Below are 19,730 nucleotides of genomic sequence, written 5' to 3' on the forward strand. Positions count from 1 at the left end.
TGGAGAAAAAATGGAGTCGTCTTGCGTTACGCTAAGTTTTTTCAGCCTCCCCGACCTCAGGCTCCGATTCAGGGTCCCGGGGCTCCTTTCGTTCGATGTACGACGCAATGTCGCTTGCGCAAAAGGAAGCGATTTGTTCGCATGCGCAGTGCACTCAATGAAAACGAGCGAAAGCCTTCCTCATCCACGCGAAGCCGCCACCTGTCATTGGTGCCGATATAGCCAAATGAAATCTCGTGTTGGGATAGCACCTGGACGTTCTCGATGTCGCCTACTTGATCGCGCATGCAGAGTTTATCCATCGGTCTGCCGTCCGGTCCAAGCAAATAGATCCAGTGGTGGCAGCCATCGAAATAGTCGTAACTCGTCGCGAGTACCGTGCAGTTGCCCACGGCAATTTGCATGTCGAGGGCGTCTCCACTCACGAACACGGGTAATGGCCGGCCAGCCCGCACCAGCCGCCTGCGGCATGCCATTCGAATCAGAACGTTGCGTGTCTCTTGCAAGGTGTATTTGACAGAGGCTTTCAACGGCATTCCTTTATAGATCGCAGCGGTAACCCAGCCCATAGATGGAGCGGATCGCCTCCAGGCCCGGCGCAGCGGCATCGATCTTGCGCCGCAGGTTCTTGATGTGGCTGTCGATGGCGCGGTCGGTCGCGTCCAGGCTGTCGGCGCGCGCGGCGTCCAGCAGCTGGGCGCGCGACAGCACCTGCCCCGGGCGGCGCGCCAGCGCGGCCAGGATCGCGTATTCACTCGGCGTCAGGTCGAGCGCCTTGCCGTGCACCCTGACGCGGCGCGCGGCTTCGTTCACCTCCAGCACGCGTGGCGGCGGCGCGTTGCCGGCACGGCGCAGGATGGCCTTCACCCGCGCCATCAGTTCGCGCGGGCTGAAGGGCTTGCACAGGTAGTCGTCGGCGCCGCTTTCCAGGCCAAGCAGACGGTCGATCTCCTCGACGCGCGCCGTCACCATCACGATCGGCACCTCCGAGAAGGCGCGCACGGCGCGGCACAGCGCCAGGCCATCCAGGCCGGGCAGCATCAGGTCGAGCACGACCAGGGCAGGCGGAGTGGCGCGGATCGCTTCCAGCGCCAGCGCGCCGTCGCCGACAACGCGCGGCTCGTAGCCGGCCGCGCGAGCATAGTCAGCGACCAGGGCCGCCAGCTCCGGCTCGTCCTCGACGATCATCAGGGTCGTCATGCGGTCTCCTTCGATGCGAGAGGAAGGCTGAGCGTCACGCGCAGGCCGCCCAGCGGCGAGTGGGCGAAAGCGAGGCCGGCGCCTTGCGCCTCGAGCAGGCGGCGGCACAGGGCCAGGCCGAGTCCGGCGCCTCCGTGCGCGCGGCTGCGCGAAGCGTCGACGCGGTAGAAGCGCTCGGACAGGCGCGCCAGGGCCTCGTCCGGCACGCCCGGCGCGCTGTCGTCGAGCGTCAGGTGCAGGCTGCCCTGATCGGCATGGGCGTGCAGGCGGATGCTGCCGCCGGCGGCGGTGTAGCGCAGGCTGTTTTCGAACAGGTTGTCGAGCACCTGGCGCATGCGGTCGGGGTCGGCCAGTACATCGGCGCGCACTGGCGCCGGGCCGATGTCGAGCCTCAAGCCGGCGCCGGCGATGCGCTCGGCGAAGGCCTGCGCTTCATCGCCCGCCAGGCGCCACAGGTCGACGGCTTCGCGCCGGCAAGCGAGTTCGCCGACGTCGGCGCGCGCCAGCGCGTACAGCTCGTCGATCAGCTTGTTCAGGGACAGCACCTGGCGCAGCATCGCGTCCACGGTGTCGGGCGTGGCGCTGCGTACGCCATCCTGGATCGCCTCCAGCTGGGCGCGCAGTACGGCCAGCGGCGTGCGCAGTTCGTGCGAGGTGTCCGCCACCCACTGGCGGCGCGCCGTCTCGGCCTGCGACAGGCGCTCGGCCAGGGCGTTGAAGTGGCGCGCCAGGTCGCCCAGTTCGTCGCTGCGTTCATGCGGCAGGCGGATGCCGTAATTGCCCGCCGCAAGCTCACCGGCGCCGCGCGCCAGGCGGTCGATGGGACGACGGAAGTGGCGCGCCAGCAGCACGGCGGCCAGGGCGCTCAGCGCCACCGCCGCCGCGCCGATCATCCACAGGCTGGCGCGCAGCTCGGCCAGGAAGGCATAGGCCATGGCATCGCTGGGCTGGTGGCTGCGCGCCACGCCCAGGTAGCCGACCGTCTTGTTGTCGACCGTGATCGCGCGCCGCGCCAGCGGCAGCGTGCCCGGTACGCGTCCGGCCAGGTAGCGGCCTTGGGCGTCGAGCAGGGTCACGCGCTCGTGCAGGTCGGAGGCGAGTCCCGGCATGCCGGGCTCAGGAATGTCCGGCGGCGGAAGGGGGGGCGGAGGAGGCGCAGGCGGCGCGGGGGCCACGGGAGCGACGGGAGCCACGGGCGGCGCCGGCATGGCCACCATGTTTGCGGGTTCAGCCGGTGCGGCCGGCGCGGGCGGCGGGGGCAGGGGACGCGGTGCGCCTTGTTCGCGCGCCTCCTGGAGGCGGGCCAGCTCGTGCGCGATCCAGCGGCGGCGTCCGTCGTCTCCAGGCAGGAATCGCCAGCCGCCACGGTTGCGGTATTGCTGGGCGAGCGAGGCCGATAATTCGTCCAACCGGTCCAGTTCGATGGCCACGGCATAGTCGCCGAAACTGGCCAGGACGTTTTGCCGCAGCAAGACAACGCCGCTGGCCGCCACGGCCAGGATGGCCAGCAAGACCGACACGAACAGACGGGCGCCGATGGAAATTTTCACGTTGTCCAGGATAAATATCGTTCTGAATTGTAGTACGAGCTGACTATAACTCTGAGGTAATGATAATTGCTATGCTAAAAAGTGCGCCCGTGCGTGAAATTTGGACACATTCATTCCCAAGATGCCGACAGAGAAACCGGCGGGAGGACCGGGATGCAGTCCTACAAAAGCACCCTCCATTTTTGGTGTTCAGGCTGGGTCGGGATGACTACGATGGGTGTCCGACTTCAGCCACAGCGGCTGATCTGTTCACAATGATAGGAGGCAATCATGGCATCGAACAACCAAGGCGGCAACAACAAGCAGGGTAACCAGGGCAACCAGGGCAACCAGGGTAGCCAGCAGAGCGGCGATACCAGCAACCGCGGTTTCGCATCGATGGACCCGCAGCGCCAGCGTGAAATCGCCAGCGAAGGCGGCCGCGCCGCACACGCATCGGGCAATGCCCATGAGTTCACGTCGGAAGAGGCGCGTCGTGCCGGCTCGATGAGCCACAAGAACGACAACCAGCAGTCTGGCGGCCGCGGCAGCCAGCAGAGCGGTAACCAGGGTGGCAATCAAGGCAGCAACCAGGGTGGCAACCAGGGCGGCAGGGGCACCCAGGGCGGTACCCCGGAGCAGCATGCCGAGGCTGGACGCCAAAGCCACAAGAACGACAACAAGCGCTAAGCGCGTTTGAAGTCGAAGACCGCCGGCGGGTGCCGGCGGTCTTGTTGCGTCGTCAGTAGACGTCGCGCCGGTAGCGTCCTTGCGCCATCAGCGTATCGACGTGTTCCTTGCCGAGCAGCTCGGCAAGCGCGTCGTGCACGCCGCCGGCCATGCCCTGCAGGCTGCCGCAGACATAGATGGCGGCGTTGTCCGCCACCCAGGCGCGCAGCACGTCGGCCTGTTCGCGCAGCAGGTGCTGCACGTAGCGCGGGGTCTCCTGGTCGCGCGAGAAGGCGAGGTCCAGGCGCGTCAGCGCGCCCCTGGCCAGCCACTGCTCCAGCTCTTCGCGGCACAGGTAGTCGTGCGCCGCGTTGCGCTCGCCGAACAGCAGCCAGTTGTCGTGCACGCCCGCATCGATCCGTTCCTTGAGCAGGGCGCGCAGGCCGGCCAGGCCGCTGCCGTTGCCGATCGCGATGAGCGGACGGCGCGCGTTCGCGCCCAGGCGGAAGCGCTCGTGCGCGCGCATGCGCAGCCGCACGACGTCCCCGCCCGCCGCCTGTTCGCACAGCCAGCCGGAAGCCGCGCCGGCCGTGCCGTCCTCGCGCCGCTGCAGGCGCACCATCAGTTCCAGCTTTCCTTCGCCCGGGATCGAGGCCACCGAGTACTCGCGCGGATGATCGGGGTCGCCCGGCGGGCTGACCTGGGCCAGGTCGCCGGCGCGCCATTCGGGCAGTTCGCCGTCCAGCGGCATCAGGGCGAGGCGGTAGAGCGGGGCGCCTGCGCTGCCGGGATTCATCAGGCTGCGTTCGGCGATGCGCCACTCGCCATAGCCCGGCGCTTCCCAATCGGGCACGTCGCTGGTGCCGCCCAGGCGGCTGAGCTGGTGCTGCCATTCGCTCAGCGCCGCCGGCGCGCCGCGGTCGACCTCGATCCGCTCGAACAGGGGCGTGGCGCCGCGCGCCCTGAGCCAGCCGTCCAGCTGGCGGCCGAAGCCGCAGTAGTTCGCATACGTGTTGTCGCCCAGCGCCAGGACGGCATAGTGGAGCTGGGACAGGTCCCACGCCGTGCCCATGGCGTGGCTGGCGAAGCGGGCGGCGCTGTCGGGCGCATCGCCTTCGCCGTAGGTGCTGGCGATGAACAGGATGCGCTTTGCCTGGCCCAAGGCCTGCGCGTCGAGCGAGGACATGCACACGGCGCGTGCGTCCAGGCCGGAAGTCACCAGGGTCTCGGCGGTGCGGCGCGCCAGGTATTCGGCGCTGCCGGTCTGGCTCGCGTAGGCGACCAGCCAGTCGGCGGGCGCCGCGTCAGGCTGGACGCGGACGGCAACGCGTGCGCGCCAGATGGCCAGGCACATGGCCAGGTAGGTGCCGGACAGCGCGAGCGCGCTGCCCCAGCGCACGGGGTCGATCGTCAACATCATTGGAGCAGGGACCGCCAGGCGGCGGTCGTGGTTTCAATCAGGGCGCCGCGGCCGCGCACCAGGAAGCGGGCCGCGATGGCGCGTTCGTCCGCGAAGGCGCGGCCTTCATCGGGGCCCATTACGGTGAGGGCGGTGGACAGCGCGTCCGCCGCCATGCAGGTATCGGCCACCACCGTCACCGATGCGAGCTCGTTGGCGACCGGCTGGCCGCTGCGCGGGTCGAGCGTGTGCGAAGCGCGCGTCAAGCCATGGTGGAACCAGCGCCGGTAGTCGCCCGAGGTGGCTACCGCCAGCCCATGCAGGGCGAGCACCGGCTGCTCGCCGGCCTTGCCGGCGCCGGGTACGCCTTCGATCTCGACCCACCACGGTTCGCCGTTCGGCTTCATGCCGGCGCCGCGCAGCTCGCCGCCGACTTCGGCGACGTAGTGGCGCACGCCGTGCCGTTCGAGAGAGCAGGCCAGGCGGTCGACGCCATAGCCCTTGGCCACGGACGAGAAGTCGAGGACCGCGCCACCCGGCTGCAGCAGGCGGCGTCCCTCACGGTCGAGGACCGGGCGGCTGGCCGCGCGCTTTGCCATCAGGGCCTCGATGGCGTCCGGCGCGGGCGCATAGAAGCCTGCCTGGTCATAGCGTCCCGTCGGGCCGAAACCCCACAGGTTGACCAGGGCGCCGCCGGCCGGATCGTAGGCCCAGCCGGTGTCCTCGGCCACCTGGAGGGCGTACTTGGCCACATCGTAGAACTGCGGCGGCAGCGCATGCCAGCTGCCGGCCTCGGCGCGGTTGTAGCGCGACAGCAGGGAATCCGGTTCCCAATGGCTCATCTGGGCCACGATCTCGTCCAGCTCGCGCTGCAGGGCCTGGGCCAGTGCGGCGCCGTCGACGCCTTCCGGCAGCATCAGGCGCACCGACCAGTCGGTCCCCATCGAGGCGCCGGCCGCGCGCCGCAGCACGCTGCCGGGTGGCGGCAGCGCCATGTCGATGTCGAGCGGGACGAGGACGTCGCGCATGCTTACTGGGGGAGCACTTCCAGGGTGGCCGAGTAGCTGTAGCGGCGCGAGTCGCCTGCCGCGTCGGACGGGCCCTTCGGCTGCTCGACCGGGAACTTGGCGGTCAGCCAGTACATGTTCGGCGCCGGCAGGGTGAAGCTGGCTTCGCCCCTGGCGTCGGTCGTGAAGCGCAGTTCGCCCAGGGTGCCGCGGTACTTGACGCCGCCCGGCACCAGGCTGAACGGGAAGTTCGCCAGCGGCTTGCCGTCGAGCTGGAAGCGGAAGCGCGCGGTCTCGCCGGCATGCAGTTCGTTCGGGTGGGTCACCGGCACCAGTTCCAGCCCCTGGCCGGTCGGCTTGAGGGCGCCGGCCGAGGTCTTGTTGGCCGAGACGAAGGTTTCCAGGCGGGTGGCGGTGATGGTGGTCTTGACCTCCTGCGCACCCTGCGGGATGTCCTTGGACAGGTTGGCCTCCATGGTGCGGAAGCGCTTCACTTCGCCGTTCAGCTTGTAGCTGCCCATCGCGTTGTTGCTGACCAGGGCCAGCCGATAGGTGCCGTCCTTCGGCATGCGCAGGTCGAGGGTGCTGCGCAGCTTGCCGAGCACCGCGCCTTGCGCCGGCGCGGTGGCGCCGTCCGGATCGGTGACGGTGAGGCCGTCCATGCGCAGCGGGACGTGGTCGAAGTCGAACAGGCCTTCCGACACGGCGCCGTCGATGGTGACCCAGGCTTCTTCCTTCTCGACCAGGGTGGCGCTGGGCTTGATCCAGCCGCGGTGGGCGCTGGCCGACAGGGACAGGCCGGCCAATGCCAGGGCCAGGACGGTGTGCTTCAGGATACGGGTTTGCATGGAGGCTCCCTTATTGGACTTGGATGGACACTGCGCCGAGTTCTTCCTTGCCGGCCGCATTCGCCGCCAGCTTGCCCTTGGCCGGCCAGGCGAAGGGCACCTTGACCAGTTCGCGGCCGCCCGCTTCGCGCGCCGCTTCGATCACCAGCTTGTAGTCGCCGGCCGGGAGCTTGTCCAGGCCGTTGACGGCCGGGCCGAAGGAGAGGGTATGGGTGCCCGCCGCCTTGGTCGCGCCGCTCACGCCGTCGATCGGCAGCTTGGCGTCGCGGCCGGCCTTGCGCCACCAGGTGCGCAGGTCCTTGACCCACTTCTCGCCCGCGTTGTCCTTCTTCTTGACGTCGTACAGGACGGCCAGGTTGGACGCGACCGTCTGGTCCGCGCGCTCGATCCACACCGCCACGTAGGGCTTGTGGTACTCGGCCACGTTCAGCTGCGGCAGTTCGAACTTCACGGACAGGTCGGCGGCCATGGCCCAGCCGGAGGCCAGCGGCAGGGTCAAGACGAGCGAGTGGGACAGTTTCATCAGGGTGCCTTATATATGAAGGTGGATATATTTAATGAACGAATAGAAGAGCGAGCACGGCGGGCAGCAGGATGCCGAAGCCGATCACCGGCCAGGTCGAAGGCCGGTTGGCGGCGTGGTATTTCAGGATCAGGAAACCGGTGATGCAGAACACCAGGCAGGCGATCGCGAAGATGTCGATGAACCAGCTCCACACGGCGCCGGTGTTGCGGCCCTTGTGCATGTCGTTGAGCCAGCTGATCCAGCCGCGGTCGGTGCGTTCGTATTCCGCGCTGCCGTCGGCCGCGATGCGCAGCCAGGCGTCGCCGCCCGGACGGGGCAGGGCGACATAGGCATCTTCTTCGCTCCATTCGGCGCGCTTGCCGCGCACGTCGACCGGGAAGGCACCGTTGGCCCAGTCCGCCAGTTCGGCGGGCAGGGGCACCTCGGCGTCGGCGTGTTCCTCGGCGTAGGCGGCCAGCTGGGCGCGCAGCGGCTCGGGCAGGCTGGCCTTCAGGCGGGTGACTTGGGGCTTGGCCTCGATCTGGGCCGCGTGGTTGAGGGTGAAGCCGGTGATGCTAAAAAGCAACATCGCCATCAGGCAGAGGGCGGAGCTGATCCAGTGCCATTGATGCAATTGTTTTAACCACATGGCGCGCCGCGCCCCGGGAAGGGCGGAAGCGGGCGCTGGGGCGGAGGAAGAGGTAAGGGTCGGCTGCATTTGCAAATGATAACGATTATCATTTACGTGGTCAACGGGGCAGTATCGATTTCTCTTCCCTCATAAATAATTTCTCTCGACCTTGTCAGCCTTGCGAGAGCTGATGCGTTACAATGTCGCGGGCCACGCTGGCTGCGCTAATTGGCAACTGAGTACGCAAAAGCGTGCGCATTAGCGCCAAGAATTAAGTCCTTCCCCCACAACTTGATGTAGTAAGTGCGATCCGCTAACCGGTCAGGCCGTGTCGCGGAAGGTTAGACCAACCCGCCCCATACTCGCGAAGCGCGAAGAAAGGTGAGCAACAAATGATGCAGCAATATAACGCCAACTCATACCTGTTCGGCGGTAATGCGCCGTACGTGGAAGAGTTGTACGAGGCCTACCTGAACAACCCGGGTTCGGTGCCGGACAACTGGCGCGCCTACTTCGACCAGATGCAGCACGTGCCTGCGGTCGACGGCTCCAGCCGCCCCGACGTGGTTCACTCGTCGGTCGTCGCCTCGTTCGCGGAACGCGCCAAGCAGGGCCCGATCCGTACCGTGACCGCCACCCCCGACGTCGAAATGGGCCGCAAGCGCGTCGCCGTCACCCAGCTGATCGCCGCCTACCGCTACCTCGGCTCGCGCTGGGCCAACCTGGACCCGCTGCAGCGCCAGGAACGTCCGCCCCTGCCGGAACTCGATCCGAGCTTCTACGGCTTCAGCGATGCGGACCAGGACACCGTCTTCAACATCAGCAATACCTACTTTGGCCAGGAAACCGCCTCGCTGCGCGACATCCTGAACATGCTGCGCGACACCTACTGCCGTTCGATCGGCGCTGAGTTCATGTACATCAGCGATCCGACCGAAAAGCGCTGGCTGCAGGAGCGCCTGGAGTCGATCCGCTCGACCCCGACCTTCAGCGCCGAAAAGAAAAAGCACATCCTCGAGCGCCTGACCGCGGCCGAAGGCCTGGAACGCTACCTCCACACCAAGTACGTCGGCGCCAAGCGCTTCTCGCTGGAAGGCGGCGAATCCTTCATCGCCTCGATGGACGAACTGATCCAGCGCGCCGGTGAAAAGGGCGTCCAGGAAATCGTGATCGGCATGGCCCACCGCGGCCGCCTGAACGTCCTGGTCAACACCCTGGGCAAGAGCCCGGCCGACCTGTTCGAAGAATTCGAAGGCAAGCACGCCGACGACCTGCCGGCCGGCGACGTCAAATACCACCAGGGCTTCTCGAGCGACATCTCGACCCCGGGCGGCCCGGTCCACCTGTCGCTGGCGTTCAACCCGTCGCACCTGGAAATCGTCAACCCGGTGGTCGAAGGTTCGGTCAAGGCGCGCATGGAACGCCGCGGCGACCGCAAGGGCAAGGAAGTGCTGCCGATCCTGGTGCACGGCGACGCGGCCTTCGCCGGCCAGGGCGTGGTCATGGAAACCCTGAACCTGGCCCAGACCCGCGGCTACGGCACCGGCGGTACCGTCCACATCGTCATCAACAACCAGATCGGCTTCACCACCTCCGACCCGCGCGACGCGCGCTCGACCCTGTACTGCTCGGACGTCGTCAAGATGATCGAAGCGCCGGTGCTGCACGTCAATGCGGACGATCCGGAAGCAGTTGTTCTTGCTACTCAAATTGCCCTCGACTACCGCGTCGAGTTCGGCAAGGATGTCGTGGTCGACATCATCTGCTACCGCAAGCTGGGCCACAACGAGCAGGACACCCCGGCCCTGACCCAGCCGCTGATGTACAAGAAGATCGCCAAGCACCCGGGCACCCGCAAGCTGTACGCGGAGAAGCTGGCTGCGCAGAACACCATCGCGGCCGACGGCGGCGACCAGCTGGTGGCCGAATACCGCGCCGCCATGGACGCCGGCAAGCACACCGTGGATCCGGTGCTGACCAACTTCAAGAACAAGTACGCCGTCGACTGGGCGCCGTTCCTGAACAAGAAGTGGACCGACGCCGCCGACACCGCCGTGCCGCTGACCGAACTGAAGCGCCTGGCCGAACGCATCACCAAGGTGCCGGAAAACTTCAAGCCGCACTCGCTGGTCGAGAAGGTCCTGAACGACCGCGCCACCATGGGCAAGGGCGAGATGAACCTCGACTGGGGCATGGGTGAACACCTGGCCTACGCTTCGTTGCTGTCCTCGGGCTACGCCGTCCGCCTGTCGGGCCAGGACGCCGGCCGCGGCACCTTCGTGCACCGCCACGCCGTGCTGCACGACCAGAACCGCGAGCGCTGGGACCAGGGCATCTACCTGCCGCTGGCCAACGTCTCGGACAACCAGGCGCACTTCACCGTGATCGACTCGGTGCTGTCGGAAGAAGCGGTGCTCGGCTTCGAGTACGGCTACTCGACCGCCGAACCGAACACCCTGACCATCTGGGAAGCCCAGTTCGGCGACTTCGTCAACGGCGCCCAGGTCGTCATCGACCAGTTCATCGCCTCGGGCGAAGTGAAGTGGGGCCGCGCATCCGGCCTGACCATGATGCTCCCGCACGGCTACGAAGGCCAGGGCCCGGAACACTCGTCGGCCCGTATCGAGCGCTTCCTGCAGCTGTGCGCCGACAACAATATGCAAGTGGTGCAGCCGACCACGGCCGCCCAGATCTTCCACCTGCTGCGCCGCCAGATGGTGCGCCAGTTCCGCAAGCCGCTGGTGATCTTCACGCCGAAGTCGCTGCTGCGTAACAAGGACGCCGGCTCGCCGCTGACCGACCTGGCCAAGGGCGGTTTCCAGACCGTGATCGGCGAAGTGGACGAGAAGATCGAAGCGTCGAAGGTCAAGCGCGTGATCGTTTGCTCGGGCAAGGTCTACTACGACCTGGTCAACACCCGCAAGGCGCGCAACGCCGGCGACGTGGCGATCGTCCGTATCGAGCAGATGTATCCGTTCCCGCACAAGTCGTTCGCCGCCGAACTGAAGAAGTTCAGCAACGCGACCGAAGTGGTGTGGGCGCAGGATGAACCGCAGAACCAGGGTCCGTGGTTCCAGATCCAGCACAACATCTTCGAAAGCATGGAAGAAGGCCAGCGCCTGGCGTATGCCGGCCGCGCAGCCTCGGCGTCTCCTGCGGTCGGCTATGCCGACAAGCACGTGGCGCAGCAGAAGGAACTGCTGGAAACCGCGTTCGCGAAGTTGAAGGGCTTCATCCTGACGAAGTAAAAACACCACTGCCCCGGGTTCGCGCCCGGGGTCTTTGCACAGAATACATAACGGAGTTAAAACAACATGGCACAAATCGAAGTCAAGGTCCCCCAACTGTCGGAATCGGTTGCAGAAGCGACCCTGCTGTCCTGGCACAAGAAAGTCGGCGAATCCGTTTCGCGCGACGAGAACATGATCGACATCGAGACCGACAAGGTGGTCCTGGAACTGCCGGCCCCGAGCGCCGGCGTGATCACGCAGCTGATCAAGGCCGACGGCGCGACCGTCGTGTCGGGTGAAGTCATCGCGATCATCGATACCGAAGCCTCGGCCCAGGTGAGCCCGCTGCAGGTGAGCGCCGTCCCGTCGGCCGCCCCGAACGCGCCGATCCAGGCTGCAGCGCCTGCTGCCGACCAGTCGAAGGCAGGCGTGGCCATGCCGGCCGCCGCCAAGATCCTGGCTGACAACAACATGAGCGCCGCCGGCGTCGAAGGTTCGGGCCGCGACGGCCGCGTGACCAAGGGCGACGCCCTGGCCGCAGTCGCCAACAAGCCTGCTGCTGCTCCTGCTCCGGCCGCCAAGCCGGCCCTGGCGCAAGTCGCCGCACCGGCCCCGGCCAACCTGGGCGACCGTCCGGAAGAGCGCGTGCCGATGAGCCGCCTGCGCGCCCGCATCGCCGAGCGCCTGCTGCAGTCGCAACAGACCAACGCCATCCTGACCACCTTCAACGAAGTGAACATGGCTCCGGTCATGGAACTGCGTAACAAGTACAAGGACAAGTTCGAGAAAGAGCACGGCGTCAAGCTGGGCTTCATGTCCTTCTTCGTCAAGGCCGCTGTGGCCGCGCTGAAGAAGTACCCGATCCTGAACGCGTCGGTCGACGGCAACGACATCATCTACCACGGCTACTTCGACATCGGTATCGCTGTCGGTTCGCCGCGTGGCCTGGTGGTGCCGATCCTGCGCAACGCCGACCAGATGTCGATCGCCGAAATCGAGAAGAAGATCGGTGAATTCGGCCAGAAGGCCAAGGACGGCAAGCTGACCCTGGACGACCTGTCGGGCGGTACCTTCTCGATCTCGAACGGCGGTGTGTTCGGCTCGATGCTGTCGACCCCGATCATCAACCCGCCGCAGTCGGCGATCCTGGGCGTGCACGCGACCAAGGACCGCGCTGTCGTGGAGAACGGCCAGATCGTGGTCCGTCCGATGAACTACCTGGCGATGTCCTACGACCACCGCATCATCGACGGCCGCGAAGCCGTGCTGGGCCTGGTGGCCATGAAGGACGCGCTGGAAGATCCGGCCCGCCTGCTGCTGGACCTGTAATCGGCAAGCGCGCCGCCTGAAACGCTGTTTGGAGAACGACATGAACCTGTCCGACGAAATCAAACGGCTGCACGAGCTGCACCAGGCCGGCGCGCTGACCGACGCCGAATTCGAACAAGCCAAGGCCAGGGTGCTCTCGAGCACCCCGTCCGTGAACCTGAACAAGGGGAACGGCTCGCTGTCCGACGAACTGAGCGGCCTGCGCCGCTCGCGCGTGGACCGCTGGCTGGGCGGGGTGTGCGGAGGGCTGGGCGTTGCCTCGGGAGTGGACTCCTGGGTGTGGCGGCTGGTGTTCGTGCTGTTCACCGTCACGTTCGGATTCGGCGCGGTGGTCTACCTGCTGTTGTGGATTTTTGTTCCCGAAGAATAATCAGTTCGATCCAGGACGTCACCGACGTCGTTAGCTTTCGAACGTCATTCCCGCGAAGGCGGGAACCTAAGTTCGTCGCGCTGCTACTGGCGTGACGCGTCGGCATTGAGCACGCAAACTTGGGTCCCCGCCTTCGCGGGGATGACGGTTGAGGCCGCGGGTGACTGGACGCGGATCGAACCAACAAGGATAAATAATGAGCGATAAACAATTTGACGTCGTCGTGATCGGCGGCGGTCCTGGCGGCTACGTGGCTGCCATCCGTGCAGCGCAACTGGGCTTCAAAGTGGCCTGCATCGACGAATGGAGCAACGCCGCCGGCAAGCCTGCCCCGGGCGGCACCTGCACCAACGTCGGCTGCATCCCGTCGAAGGCCCTGCTGCAATCGTCGGAAAACTTCGAGCACGCCGGCCACGCCTTCGCCGACCACGGCATCAAGGTCTCGGGCCTGGAAATCGACCTGGCCCAGATGCTCAAGCGCAAAGACGGCATCGTCAAGCAGAACAACGACGGCATCATCTACCTGTTCAAGAAGAACAAGGTCACCTTCTTCCACGGCCGCGGCGCCTTCGCCGGCAAGGCTGAAGGCGGCTACACCATCAACGTAAGCGGCCCGACCACCGACGTCTTGAGCGCCAAGAACGTGATCGTCGCCACCGGCTCGAACGCACGTGAACTGCCGGGCGCAGCCTTCGACGAGAAGCTGATCCTGTCGAACACCGGCGCACTGGCGATCGACGCCGTCCCGGGCAAGCTGGGCGTGATCGGCGCCGGCGTGATCGGCCTGGAAATGGGCAGCGTGTGGCGCCGCCTGGGCGCGGACGTGACCGTGCTCGAAGGCCTGCCGACCTTCCTGGGCGCCGTGGACGAGCAGATCGCCAAGGAAGCGCACAAGCTGTTCACCAAGCAGGGCCTGAAGATCAGCCTGGGCTGCAAGATCGGCGCGATCACCAAGGGCGACAACAAGGTCACCGTGGAATACGCCGACAACACCGGCGCCGCGCAGACCGCCGAGTTCGACCGCCTGATCATCTCGATCGGCCGCGTGCCGAACACCATCGGCCTGGGTATCGAGACCGTCGGCCTGCAGCTCGACGAGCGCGGTTTCGTGGTCGTGGACGACGAGTGCCGCACCAGCCTGCCGGGCGTGTGGGCGGTCGGCGACGTGGTGCGCGGCCCGATGCTGGCGCACAAGGCCGAGGAAGAGGGCGTCGCGGTTGCCGAGCGCATCGCCGGCCAGCACGGCCACGTCAACTTCAACACCATTCCGTGGGTGATCTACACCTCGCCGGAAATCGCGTGGGTGGGCCGTACCGAGCAGCAGCTGAAAGCGGACGGCGTGGCCTACAAGGCCGGCAGCTTCCCGTTCATGGCCAACGGCCGTGCGCGCGCGCTGGGCGACACCTCGGGCATGGTCAAGTTCCTGGCCGACGCCACCACCGACGAGATCCTGGGCGTCCACATGGTCGGCCCGATGGTCTCGGAGCTGATCTCGGAAGCAGTGGTCGCAATGGAGTTCAAGGCCTCGTCGGAAGACATCGCCCGTATCTGCCACGCACACCCGTCGCTGTCGGAGTCGACCAAGGAAGCCGCGCTGGCGGTGGACAAGCGTTCGCTCAACTTCTAAGCAGTCCCGTGGCGGCGCTCGCGCCGCCGCACACACATGGGGTGGGCGGTGTACCGTCCACCCCATGTTTTTACAGCACCGTCTATGAACGTCCAAGAGTATTACCAGCACGCCCTCAACGAGCGCGGCTTCAAGTCCGATCCGGCCCAGCAGGCCGCGGTCGACCGCCTGCAGCAGGCGTACGACGACTGGGTCCATTACAAGGCCCAGCGGTCGTCCGCTTTCAAGCGCCTCATCAACCGCCCCGACGTGCCGCGCGGCGTGTACATGTGGGGCGGGGTGGGGCGCGGCAAGTCCTTCCTGATGGACTCCTTCTACTCGGTGGTGCCGGTGGTGCGCAAGACGCGCCTGCACTTCCACGAGTTCATGCGCTCCGTGCACCACCAGCTCGACCAGCTCAAGGGCGTGGCCGACCCGCTCGACGAAGTCGCCAAGCGCGTGGCCAAGAAATACCGTTTGATCTGCTTCGACGAATTCCACGTCTCGGACATCGCCGACGCGATGATCCTGTATAACCTGCTCAAGGCCTTGTTCGACAACGGCGTGAGCTTCGTGATGACCTCGAACTACGAGCCGTCGACCTTGTATCCGGACGGCCTGCACCGCGACCGCATGCTGCCGACCATCGCGCTGCTGAAAGACAAACTCGATGTCCTCAACGTCGACGCCGGCAACGACTACCGCAAGCGCGCGCTGGAGCAGGTCGAGGCCTATTACACGCCGCTGAACGCCGCCTCCGACCACGCGCTGCGCGAAGCCTTCGCCAAGATCGCCGACACCGCCGAGGACCCGCACCCAGTGGTGCGTATCGAGAACCGCGAGATCCGCGCGCTGCGCCGCGCCGGCGGCGTGATCTGGTTCGACTTCGCCACCCTGTGCGGCGGCCCGCGCTCGCAGAACGACTACCTGGAGCTGGCCAGCCAGTTCCACACCGTGATCCTGTCGGGCATTCCCGCGATGTCGGCGGGCCAGGCCTCGGAAGCGCGCCGCTTCACCTGGCTGATCGACGTGTTCTACGACCACAAGGTCAAGCTGATCATGTCGGCCGCCGTCGAGCCGGAAGAGCTCTACACCCAGGGCCAGCTGGCGAACGAGTTCCACCGCACGGTATCGCGTATCATCGAGATGCAGTCGCGCGAGTACATGCTGGCCGAGCGCCGCGGCGCGGCCGACGCCATCGCCTGACCGAAAGGAGATCCATGACGAATCCATTTGCAGTACGCATCACCGCGGCGCTGCTGGCCGGCCTGCTGGCGGCCTGCGCCACGACCGACCCGGCGCCGATGACCCTGGCGACCGAGCCGACCACGTCCGTGGCCCAGGCCGACGAACGCCTGGCGGCGGTGGCGAAGGAGCGCGCGGCCATCGAGGCGCGCTATGCCGAGCGCGAGGCGGTCTGCTATGAAAAATTCTTCGTCAACAAATGCCTGGACGAGGCGCAGGAGCGGCGCCGCAATGCGCTGTCGGCGCAGCGCGCGATCGAGATCGAGGCCGAGCGTTACAAGCGCCGGCTGAAGGTCGAGGAACGCGACCGCGCCATGGCGAAGGCCGAGGCCGAGTACCAGGCCCAGGAAGCCGCCCTGGCCGCCCAGCCGCCGGCGCCGCCGCGCGAACCGGCCGCCTTGCCGCCGCCGCGTCCGCGTGCCGCGGGCGAGCGCCAGAAGCAGCGCGAACGCGACGATGCCGAGAGCCTGACCGCGGCCGAGCGTGCGGAGAATGTGAAGGATTTCGCGGAGCGCATGCGCAAGTCGGAAGAGCGCCAGAAGGAAGTGGCGCGCCGCATGGCGGAGCGTGAGGCGAAGGCCGCGAAGAGGGCGGCGGAAGAGGCGAAGGCGAAGGCGGATGCTGCTGCGGCGGCTGGGAAGTGATCGTTTTGCGTTAGTGGTGTGCTACGGACTTGGGTCCCCGCCTTCGCGGGGATGACGTTGTTTGGCGGCGCGCGAAGGCTGCAGCGGGTAACTTCGGCTACGTACGTTTGAACGTCATCCCCGCGAAGGCGGGGACCCAAGTTTGGACGCGCTCCGTTAGCCCCTCAAACCACCCGCTTCACCACCCCAGCCCCATCCTGCGCCGGCTTGACCAGCTTGATGATCGCCATCGTGCAATTCCCACCCTTGCCCTGCGAGCGCTCCATCGCCTTCTCGATCAGCATCTCCGACGCCTGACGCGGCGTCGCCTTGGCCGTCACCGCCGCCAGCTCGGCATCGGTAAAGAAGTGCCACAGCCCATCCGAGCACAGCAGGAACGAATCCCCGGCCGCCAGCCCGGTATGGCTGCCGAAGGTCAGGAACGGTTCCTTGCGCTCGTTCCCCAGCACATTGAGCAGCAATTTCGACTTGCGGTGGTTGCGCGCCGCATCCTCCGGCAAGCCGTCGGCCTGCAGGTGCTCAATATAGGCCGCATCGTTGGTACGCGCCAGGCACTTGCCGTTTTCAAAGCGGTACAGGCGCGAATCGCCCACGTGGGCCCAGACGGCCTCGCCGTGCGGCGTCAGGACGAGGCCCACGAAACTCGCATGGATCTCGGTCCTGGTGGTCACCGCATTCATCTTGATGACCAGGTGCGATTCGCTGATGATGTCCTGGAGCACCTGCCCGAGCCGCTCCAGGCTGGGGTGGTCGCCCGGCTTGAATTCGTCGAAGACCTGGCGCGCCGTATGCAGCACCTGGTCGGCCCCGGCCGAACTGGCGATCCCGTCCGACAGCACGGCCAGTACGTAGCCGGGCGCACGTGCGCCGGTCATGAGGGCAGTGCGGTCGTTTTGCTGCGGGCGGTTCCCGATGTGTTGCGCGGTCCCCGCTTCGATCTTGTATGAAGTCATAAACTCGTGTTTTCCGTAGCGCTTACACCAATCTTTGTTGGCGGCAACCTCAGCGTAGATTAAACTATGCACTGAGAAGACCGAATGTTGCAAGCCGTAAAGGCCAAGCGACACACTGCACCGCCTTCAGCGGACCGAATTCCCGTAACGCATAACACCAGAACTGTTTGGAACAGACATCATGATCGACGTCCAGGACATCCAGCGCCGCATTATTGAACTCGACGTGGAACACCGCGACCTCGACGCTGTCATATCCATGCTGACGGCCGACGGCCACACCGACCAATTACAGCTGCGACGCCTGAAAAAGCGCAAACTGCAGCTCAAAGACCATATTACGCTGCTGAAGATGCAGCTGGTGCCCGATATCCCGGCCTGAGGCGCTTCCCGCCCGGCCACACCGAACACGACATTTTGACCGATCATCTCCCAGTTCCCGGCGCAGCCGAAGAACCGGTCGCGACGCCATTGCATGACGCGGGCGCCGACGCCGCTTCGCAAGCCAGCGCCCCGGCCGGAAAGTACGACGCCGACATCGACCGCCTGTTCGGAGCGGGCGGCCCGCTCGCGCCTGCCGTCGGCACCTTCAAGCCACGCCAGTCCCAGACCGAGATGGCCAAGGCCATCGCCCAGGCGATCGCCGACCAGCAAGTCCTGATGGCCGAGGCCGGCACCGGCACGGGCAAGACCTTCGCCTACCTGGTTCCCGCGTTGCTATGGGGCGGCAAGACCATCATCTCGACCGGCACCAAGAACCTGCAGGACCAGTTGTTCCTGCGCGACATTCCGACCGTGCGCTCCGCACTGCGCGCGCCGGTATCGGTGGCCCTGCTCAAGGGCCGCGCCAACTATGTCTGCCATTACAACCTGGAGCGTACGCTGCAGAACGGCCGCCTGACCTCGCGCGACGACGTCGGCCACCTGCGCGAGATCTCGCGCTTCATCAAGATGACCAATTCGGGCGACAAGGCCGAGCTGGCCAAGGTGCCGGAAAACGCCACCATCTGGAACCTGGTCACATCGACCCGGGACAACTGCGTGGGCGCGGAGTGCCAGTACTACCAGGACTGCTTCGTGATGAAGGCGCGCAGGGAAGCGCAGCAAGCGGATGTGGTCGTGGTCAACCATCACCTGTTCTTCGCCGACGTGGCCCTGAAGGACACCGGCGTGGCCGAGCTGCTGCCGTCCGCGAATACCGTGATCTTCGACGAGGCGCACCAGCTGCCGGACACCGCGACCCTGTTCTTCGGCCAGTCGGTGTCGACCTCGCAAGTGCTGGAACTGTGCCGCGACGTGCTGGCCGAAGGCCTGGCGCATGCGCGCGGCGGCCCGGACTGGGCCAAGGTCGTCACCGTCGTGGAAAAAGCCGCGCGCGACCTGCGCCTGGCGTTCGGCGGCGACAACAACATGCGCCTGTCGCTGCCGCAGATCCTGCCGGCTTCGCAATTCTTCCCGGCCCTCGAGACGCTCAAGGAAGAGCTGTCCGGCATGATCGCGGTGCTGGAAGAGAACGCCGCGCGCGCCGAGACCATCGAAGCCTGCCGCGTGCGCGCGCTGGAGCTGAGCGCCGCCTATGACGCCTGGAAGCCGGACATGAAAGCGGCCGCGGCCGAGCAGTGCGTGCTGTGGGTCGAGGCCTTCTCGTCCTCGCTGCAGCTGCACAAGACGCCGCTGTCGATCGCGCCGATCTTCTCCAGCCAGCGCGAAGGCACGCCGCGCAGCTGGATCTTCACCTCCGCGACCCTGGCGGTGAAGAACGACTTCCGCCATTTCTCCGACCAGCTGGGGTTGACTGGGGAACCGGCCAAGACCTGGCCGAGCCCGTTCAACTACGGCGACCAGGGCATCCTGTACGTGCCGACCGGGCTGCCGGAGCCGAATTCGATGGGCTATACCGATGCCGTGGTCGACTGCGCGCTGCCGGTGATCGAGGCGGCGGGCGGACGCACCTTCTTCCTGTGCACGACGATCCGCGCGGTCAACCGCGTGGCCGAGCGCCTGCGCGCCGAGTTCGCCGAGCGCGGGCTGGATTTCCCGCTCTTCGTGCAGGGCGAGCGCGGGCGTACCGAACTGCTGGATTCCTTCCGCAATGCGGGCAACGCCGTGCTGGTGGGGAGCCAGAGTTTCTGGGAAGGCGTGGACGTGCGCGGCGACGCGCTGTCGCTGGTGATCATCGACAAGCTGCCGTTCGCACCGCCGGATGATCCGGTGCTGGCTGCGCGCATCGAGGTGATGGAAAAGCAGGGGATGAATGGCTTTGTTCATCACCAGTTGCCGGAGGCGATCATCACGCTCAAGCAGGGCGCCGGGCGATTGATTCGCGACGTGGAGGACCGGGGCGTGCTGATGATTTGCGATCCGCGCCTGATCACCAAGCCGTATGGCCGGCGCATCTGGCAGAGTTTGCCGCCGTTCCGCCGTACGCGGGTGCAGGCGGATGTGATTGGGTTCTTCGAGGGGACGTCGGAGCCGGCTGAGGGCGGCGGAGCCGCCTGAACCACACACGCTAGCCCGTCGTTGCCGGGCCCCCCGGGCCCGGACGCCCGGGTTTAGGGGGGGGGG

Annotated in this window: 18 protein-coding genes; 9 read left to right on the plus strand and 9 right to left on the minus strand. The window is 66.3% G+C overall.

The genetic code is table 11. The features are described from left to right. Positions 1–68 precede the first annotated feature (68 nt). The 3 genes from J8847_RS04350 to J8847_RS24045 are packed head-to-tail and all read right to left on the minus strand — an operon-like array spanning position 69 to position 2,750. Positions 69–569, minus strand: coding sequence for a hypothetical protein (locus tag J8847_RS04350; protein WP_211523450.1), 501 nt, complete (start codon positions 567–569; stop codon positions 69–71). Continuing rightward, positions 541–1,200, minus strand: a complete 660-nt coding sequence (locus J8847_RS04355; protein ID WP_211523451.1) for a response regulator — start codon at positions 1,198–1,200, stop codon at positions 541–543. Before J8847_RS04355 ends, J8847_RS04350 begins: the two co-directional genes overlap by 29 nt. After that, positions 1,197–2,750 (minus strand): ATP-binding protein, encoded by a 1,554-nt coding sequence (locus J8847_RS24045; protein ID WP_211523452.1) that lies wholly within the window; start codon positions 2,748–2,750, stop codon positions 1,197–1,199. Before J8847_RS24045 ends, J8847_RS04355 begins: the two co-directional genes overlap by 4 nt. Before the next feature lie 270 nt (positions 2,751–3,020). Between J8847_RS24045 and J8847_RS04365 the strand changes: the two genes are divergently transcribed. Continuing rightward, positions 3,021–3,419 (plus strand): KGG domain-containing protein, encoded by a 399-nt coding sequence (locus tag J8847_RS04365; protein ID WP_211523453.1) that lies wholly within the window; start codon positions 3,021–3,023, stop codon positions 3,417–3,419. A 52-nt stretch (positions 3,420–3,471) separates the two neighbouring features. On the opposite strand, the gene J8847_RS04370 is transcribed toward J8847_RS04365, so the two are convergent. From J8847_RS04370 to J8847_RS04390, 5 genes are read right to left on the minus strand one after another with little or no spacing between them, the layout of a single operon-like run. Next, complete coding sequence (locus J8847_RS04370) at positions 3,472–4,818, minus strand: sulfite reductase subunit alpha (protein WP_211523454.1); 1,347 nt, start codon at positions 4,816–4,818, stop codon at positions 3,472–3,474. Then, complete coding sequence (locus J8847_RS04375) at positions 4,815–5,825, minus strand: FAD:protein FMN transferase (RefSeq protein WP_211523455.1); 1,011 nt, start codon at positions 5,823–5,825, stop codon at positions 4,815–4,817. Before J8847_RS04375 ends, J8847_RS04370 begins: the two co-directional genes overlap by 4 nt. Before the next feature lie 2 nt (positions 5,826–5,827). Beyond that, on the minus strand, positions 5,828–6,652 hold the full coding sequence (locus J8847_RS04380) for a DUF4198 domain-containing protein (protein ID WP_211523456.1): 825 nt from the start codon (positions 6,650–6,652) through the stop codon (positions 5,828–5,830). A 10-nt stretch (positions 6,653–6,662) separates the two neighbouring features. Continuing rightward, positions 6,663–7,175: a DUF2271 domain-containing protein gene (locus J8847_RS04385; protein ID WP_211523457.1), complete on the minus strand. Its 513-nt coding sequence runs from the start codon at positions 7,173–7,175 to the stop codon at positions 6,663–6,665. A gap of 31 nt (positions 7,176–7,206) precedes the next feature. Next, entirely contained in the window at positions 7,207–7,875 is a 669-nt protein-coding gene (locus J8847_RS04390) for a PepSY-associated TM helix domain-containing protein (RefSeq protein WP_211523458.1), read from the minus strand. Positions 7,876–8,180: 305 nt separating this feature from the next. Between J8847_RS04390 and J8847_RS04395 the strand changes: the two genes are divergently transcribed. From J8847_RS04395 to J8847_RS04420, 6 genes are all read left to right on the plus strand, one after another. Continuing rightward, positions 8,181–11,036, plus strand: coding sequence for a 2-oxoglutarate dehydrogenase E1 component (locus tag J8847_RS04395; protein WP_211523459.1), 2,856 nt, complete (start codon positions 8,181–8,183; stop codon positions 11,034–11,036). A 66-nt stretch (positions 11,037–11,102) separates the two neighbouring features. After that, complete coding sequence (gene odhB, locus J8847_RS04400) at positions 11,103–12,347, plus strand: 2-oxoglutarate dehydrogenase complex dihydrolipoyllysine-residue succinyltransferase (RefSeq protein ID WP_211523460.1); 1,245 nt, start codon at positions 11,103–11,105, stop codon at positions 12,345–12,347. A gap of 40 nt (positions 12,348–12,387) precedes the next feature. Beyond that, entirely contained in the window at positions 12,388–12,717 is a 330-nt protein-coding gene (locus J8847_RS04405; RefSeq protein ID WP_211523461.1) for a PspC domain-containing protein, read from the plus strand. A gap of 196 nt (positions 12,718–12,913) precedes the next feature. Further along, entirely contained in the window at positions 12,914–14,344 is a 1,431-nt protein-coding gene (gene lpdA, locus J8847_RS04410; protein WP_211523462.1) for a dihydrolipoyl dehydrogenase, read from the plus strand. Between the two features lie 84 nt (positions 14,345–14,428). Then, a complete protein-coding gene (gene zapE / locus J8847_RS04415; RefSeq protein ID WP_211523463.1) occupies positions 14,429–15,529 on the plus strand; it encodes a cell division protein ZapE in 1,101 nt (366 codons plus the stop codon). Positions 15,530–15,543: 14 nt separating this feature from the next. After that, positions 15,544–16,212 carry a hypothetical protein gene (locus tag J8847_RS04420; protein ID WP_211523464.1) on the plus strand — a complete coding sequence of 223 codons (669 nt, stop codon included), beginning with the start codon at positions 15,544–15,546 and terminating at the stop codon, positions 16,210–16,212. 164 nt (positions 16,213–16,376) lie between these two features. On the opposite strand, the gene J8847_RS04425 is transcribed toward J8847_RS04420, so the two are convergent. After that, positions 16,377–17,165: a PP2C family serine/threonine-protein phosphatase gene (locus tag J8847_RS04425; RefSeq protein ID WP_211523465.1), complete on the minus strand. Its 789-nt coding sequence runs from the start codon at positions 17,163–17,165 to the stop codon at positions 16,377–16,379. Between the two features lie 181 nt (positions 17,166–17,346). Here J8847_RS04425 and J8847_RS04430 point away from each other — a divergent pair, with 181 nt between their 5' ends. After that, positions 17,347–17,547 (plus strand): YdcH family protein, encoded by a 201-nt coding sequence (locus J8847_RS04430; protein ID WP_211523466.1) that lies wholly within the window; start codon positions 17,347–17,349, stop codon positions 17,545–17,547. 35 nt (positions 17,548–17,582) lie between these two features. Further along, complete coding sequence (locus J8847_RS04435) at positions 17,583–19,664, plus strand: ATP-dependent DNA helicase (protein WP_373999823.1); 2,082 nt, start codon at positions 17,583–17,585, stop codon at positions 19,662–19,664. Positions 19,665–19,730 lie beyond the last annotated feature (66 nt).

The sequence above is a fragment of the Massilia sp. AB1 genome (assembly GCF_018119385.1).
Taxonomy (GTDB): domain Bacteria; phylum Pseudomonadota; class Gammaproteobacteria; order Burkholderiales; family Burkholderiaceae_D; genus Telluria.

Excerpts from the sequence above, each read along its gene's own strand:
- J8847_RS04350 (WP_211523450.1), bottom strand. The coding sequence starts at position 569 with ATGGGCTGGGTTACCGCTGCGATCTATAAAGGAATGCCGTTGAAAGCC.
- J8847_RS04355 (WP_211523451.1), bottom strand. The coding sequence starts at position 1,200 with ATGACGACCCTGATGATCGTCGAGGACGAGCCGGAGCTGGCGGCCCTG.
- J8847_RS04365 (WP_211523453.1), top strand. The coding sequence starts at position 3,021 with ATGGCATCGAACAACCAAGGCGGCAACAACAAGCAGGGTAACCAGGGC.
- J8847_RS04370 (WP_211523454.1), bottom strand. The coding sequence starts at position 4,818 with ATGATGTTGACGATCGACCCCGTGCGCTGGGGCAGCGCGCTCGCGCTG.
- J8847_RS04375 (WP_211523455.1), bottom strand. The coding sequence starts at position 5,825 with ATGCGCGACGTCCTCGTCCCGCTCGACATCGACATGGCGCTGCCGCCA.
- J8847_RS04380 (WP_211523456.1), bottom strand. The coding sequence starts at position 6,652 with ATGCAAACCCGTATCCTGAAGCACACCGTCCTGGCCCTGGCATTGGCC.
- J8847_RS04385 (WP_211523457.1), bottom strand. The coding sequence starts at position 7,175 with ATGAAACTGTCCCACTCGCTCGTCTTGACCCTGCCGCTGGCCTCCGGC.
- J8847_RS04390 (WP_211523458.1), bottom strand. The coding sequence starts at position 7,875 with ATGCAGCCGACCCTTACCTCTTCCTCCGCCCCAGCGCCCGCTTCCGCC.
- J8847_RS04395 (WP_211523459.1), top strand. The coding sequence starts at position 8,181 with ATGATGCAGCAATATAACGCCAACTCATACCTGTTCGGCGGTAATGCG.
- odhB (WP_211523460.1), top strand. The coding sequence starts at position 11,103 with ATGGCACAAATCGAAGTCAAGGTCCCCCAACTGTCGGAATCGGTTGCA.
- J8847_RS04405 (WP_211523461.1), top strand. The coding sequence starts at position 12,388 with ATGAACCTGTCCGACGAAATCAAACGGCTGCACGAGCTGCACCAGGCC.
- lpdA (WP_211523462.1), top strand. The coding sequence starts at position 12,914 with ATGAGCGATAAACAATTTGACGTCGTCGTGATCGGCGGCGGTCCTGGC.
- zapE (WP_211523463.1), top strand. The coding sequence starts at position 14,429 with ATGAACGTCCAAGAGTATTACCAGCACGCCCTCAACGAGCGCGGCTTC.
- J8847_RS04420 (WP_211523464.1), top strand. The coding sequence starts at position 15,544 with ATGACGAATCCATTTGCAGTACGCATCACCGCGGCGCTGCTGGCCGGC.
- J8847_RS04425 (WP_211523465.1), bottom strand. The coding sequence starts at position 17,165 with ATGACTTCATACAAGATCGAAGCGGGGACCGCGCAACACATCGGGAAC.
- J8847_RS04430 (WP_211523466.1), top strand. The coding sequence starts at position 17,347 with ATGATCGACGTCCAGGACATCCAGCGCCGCATTATTGAACTCGACGTG.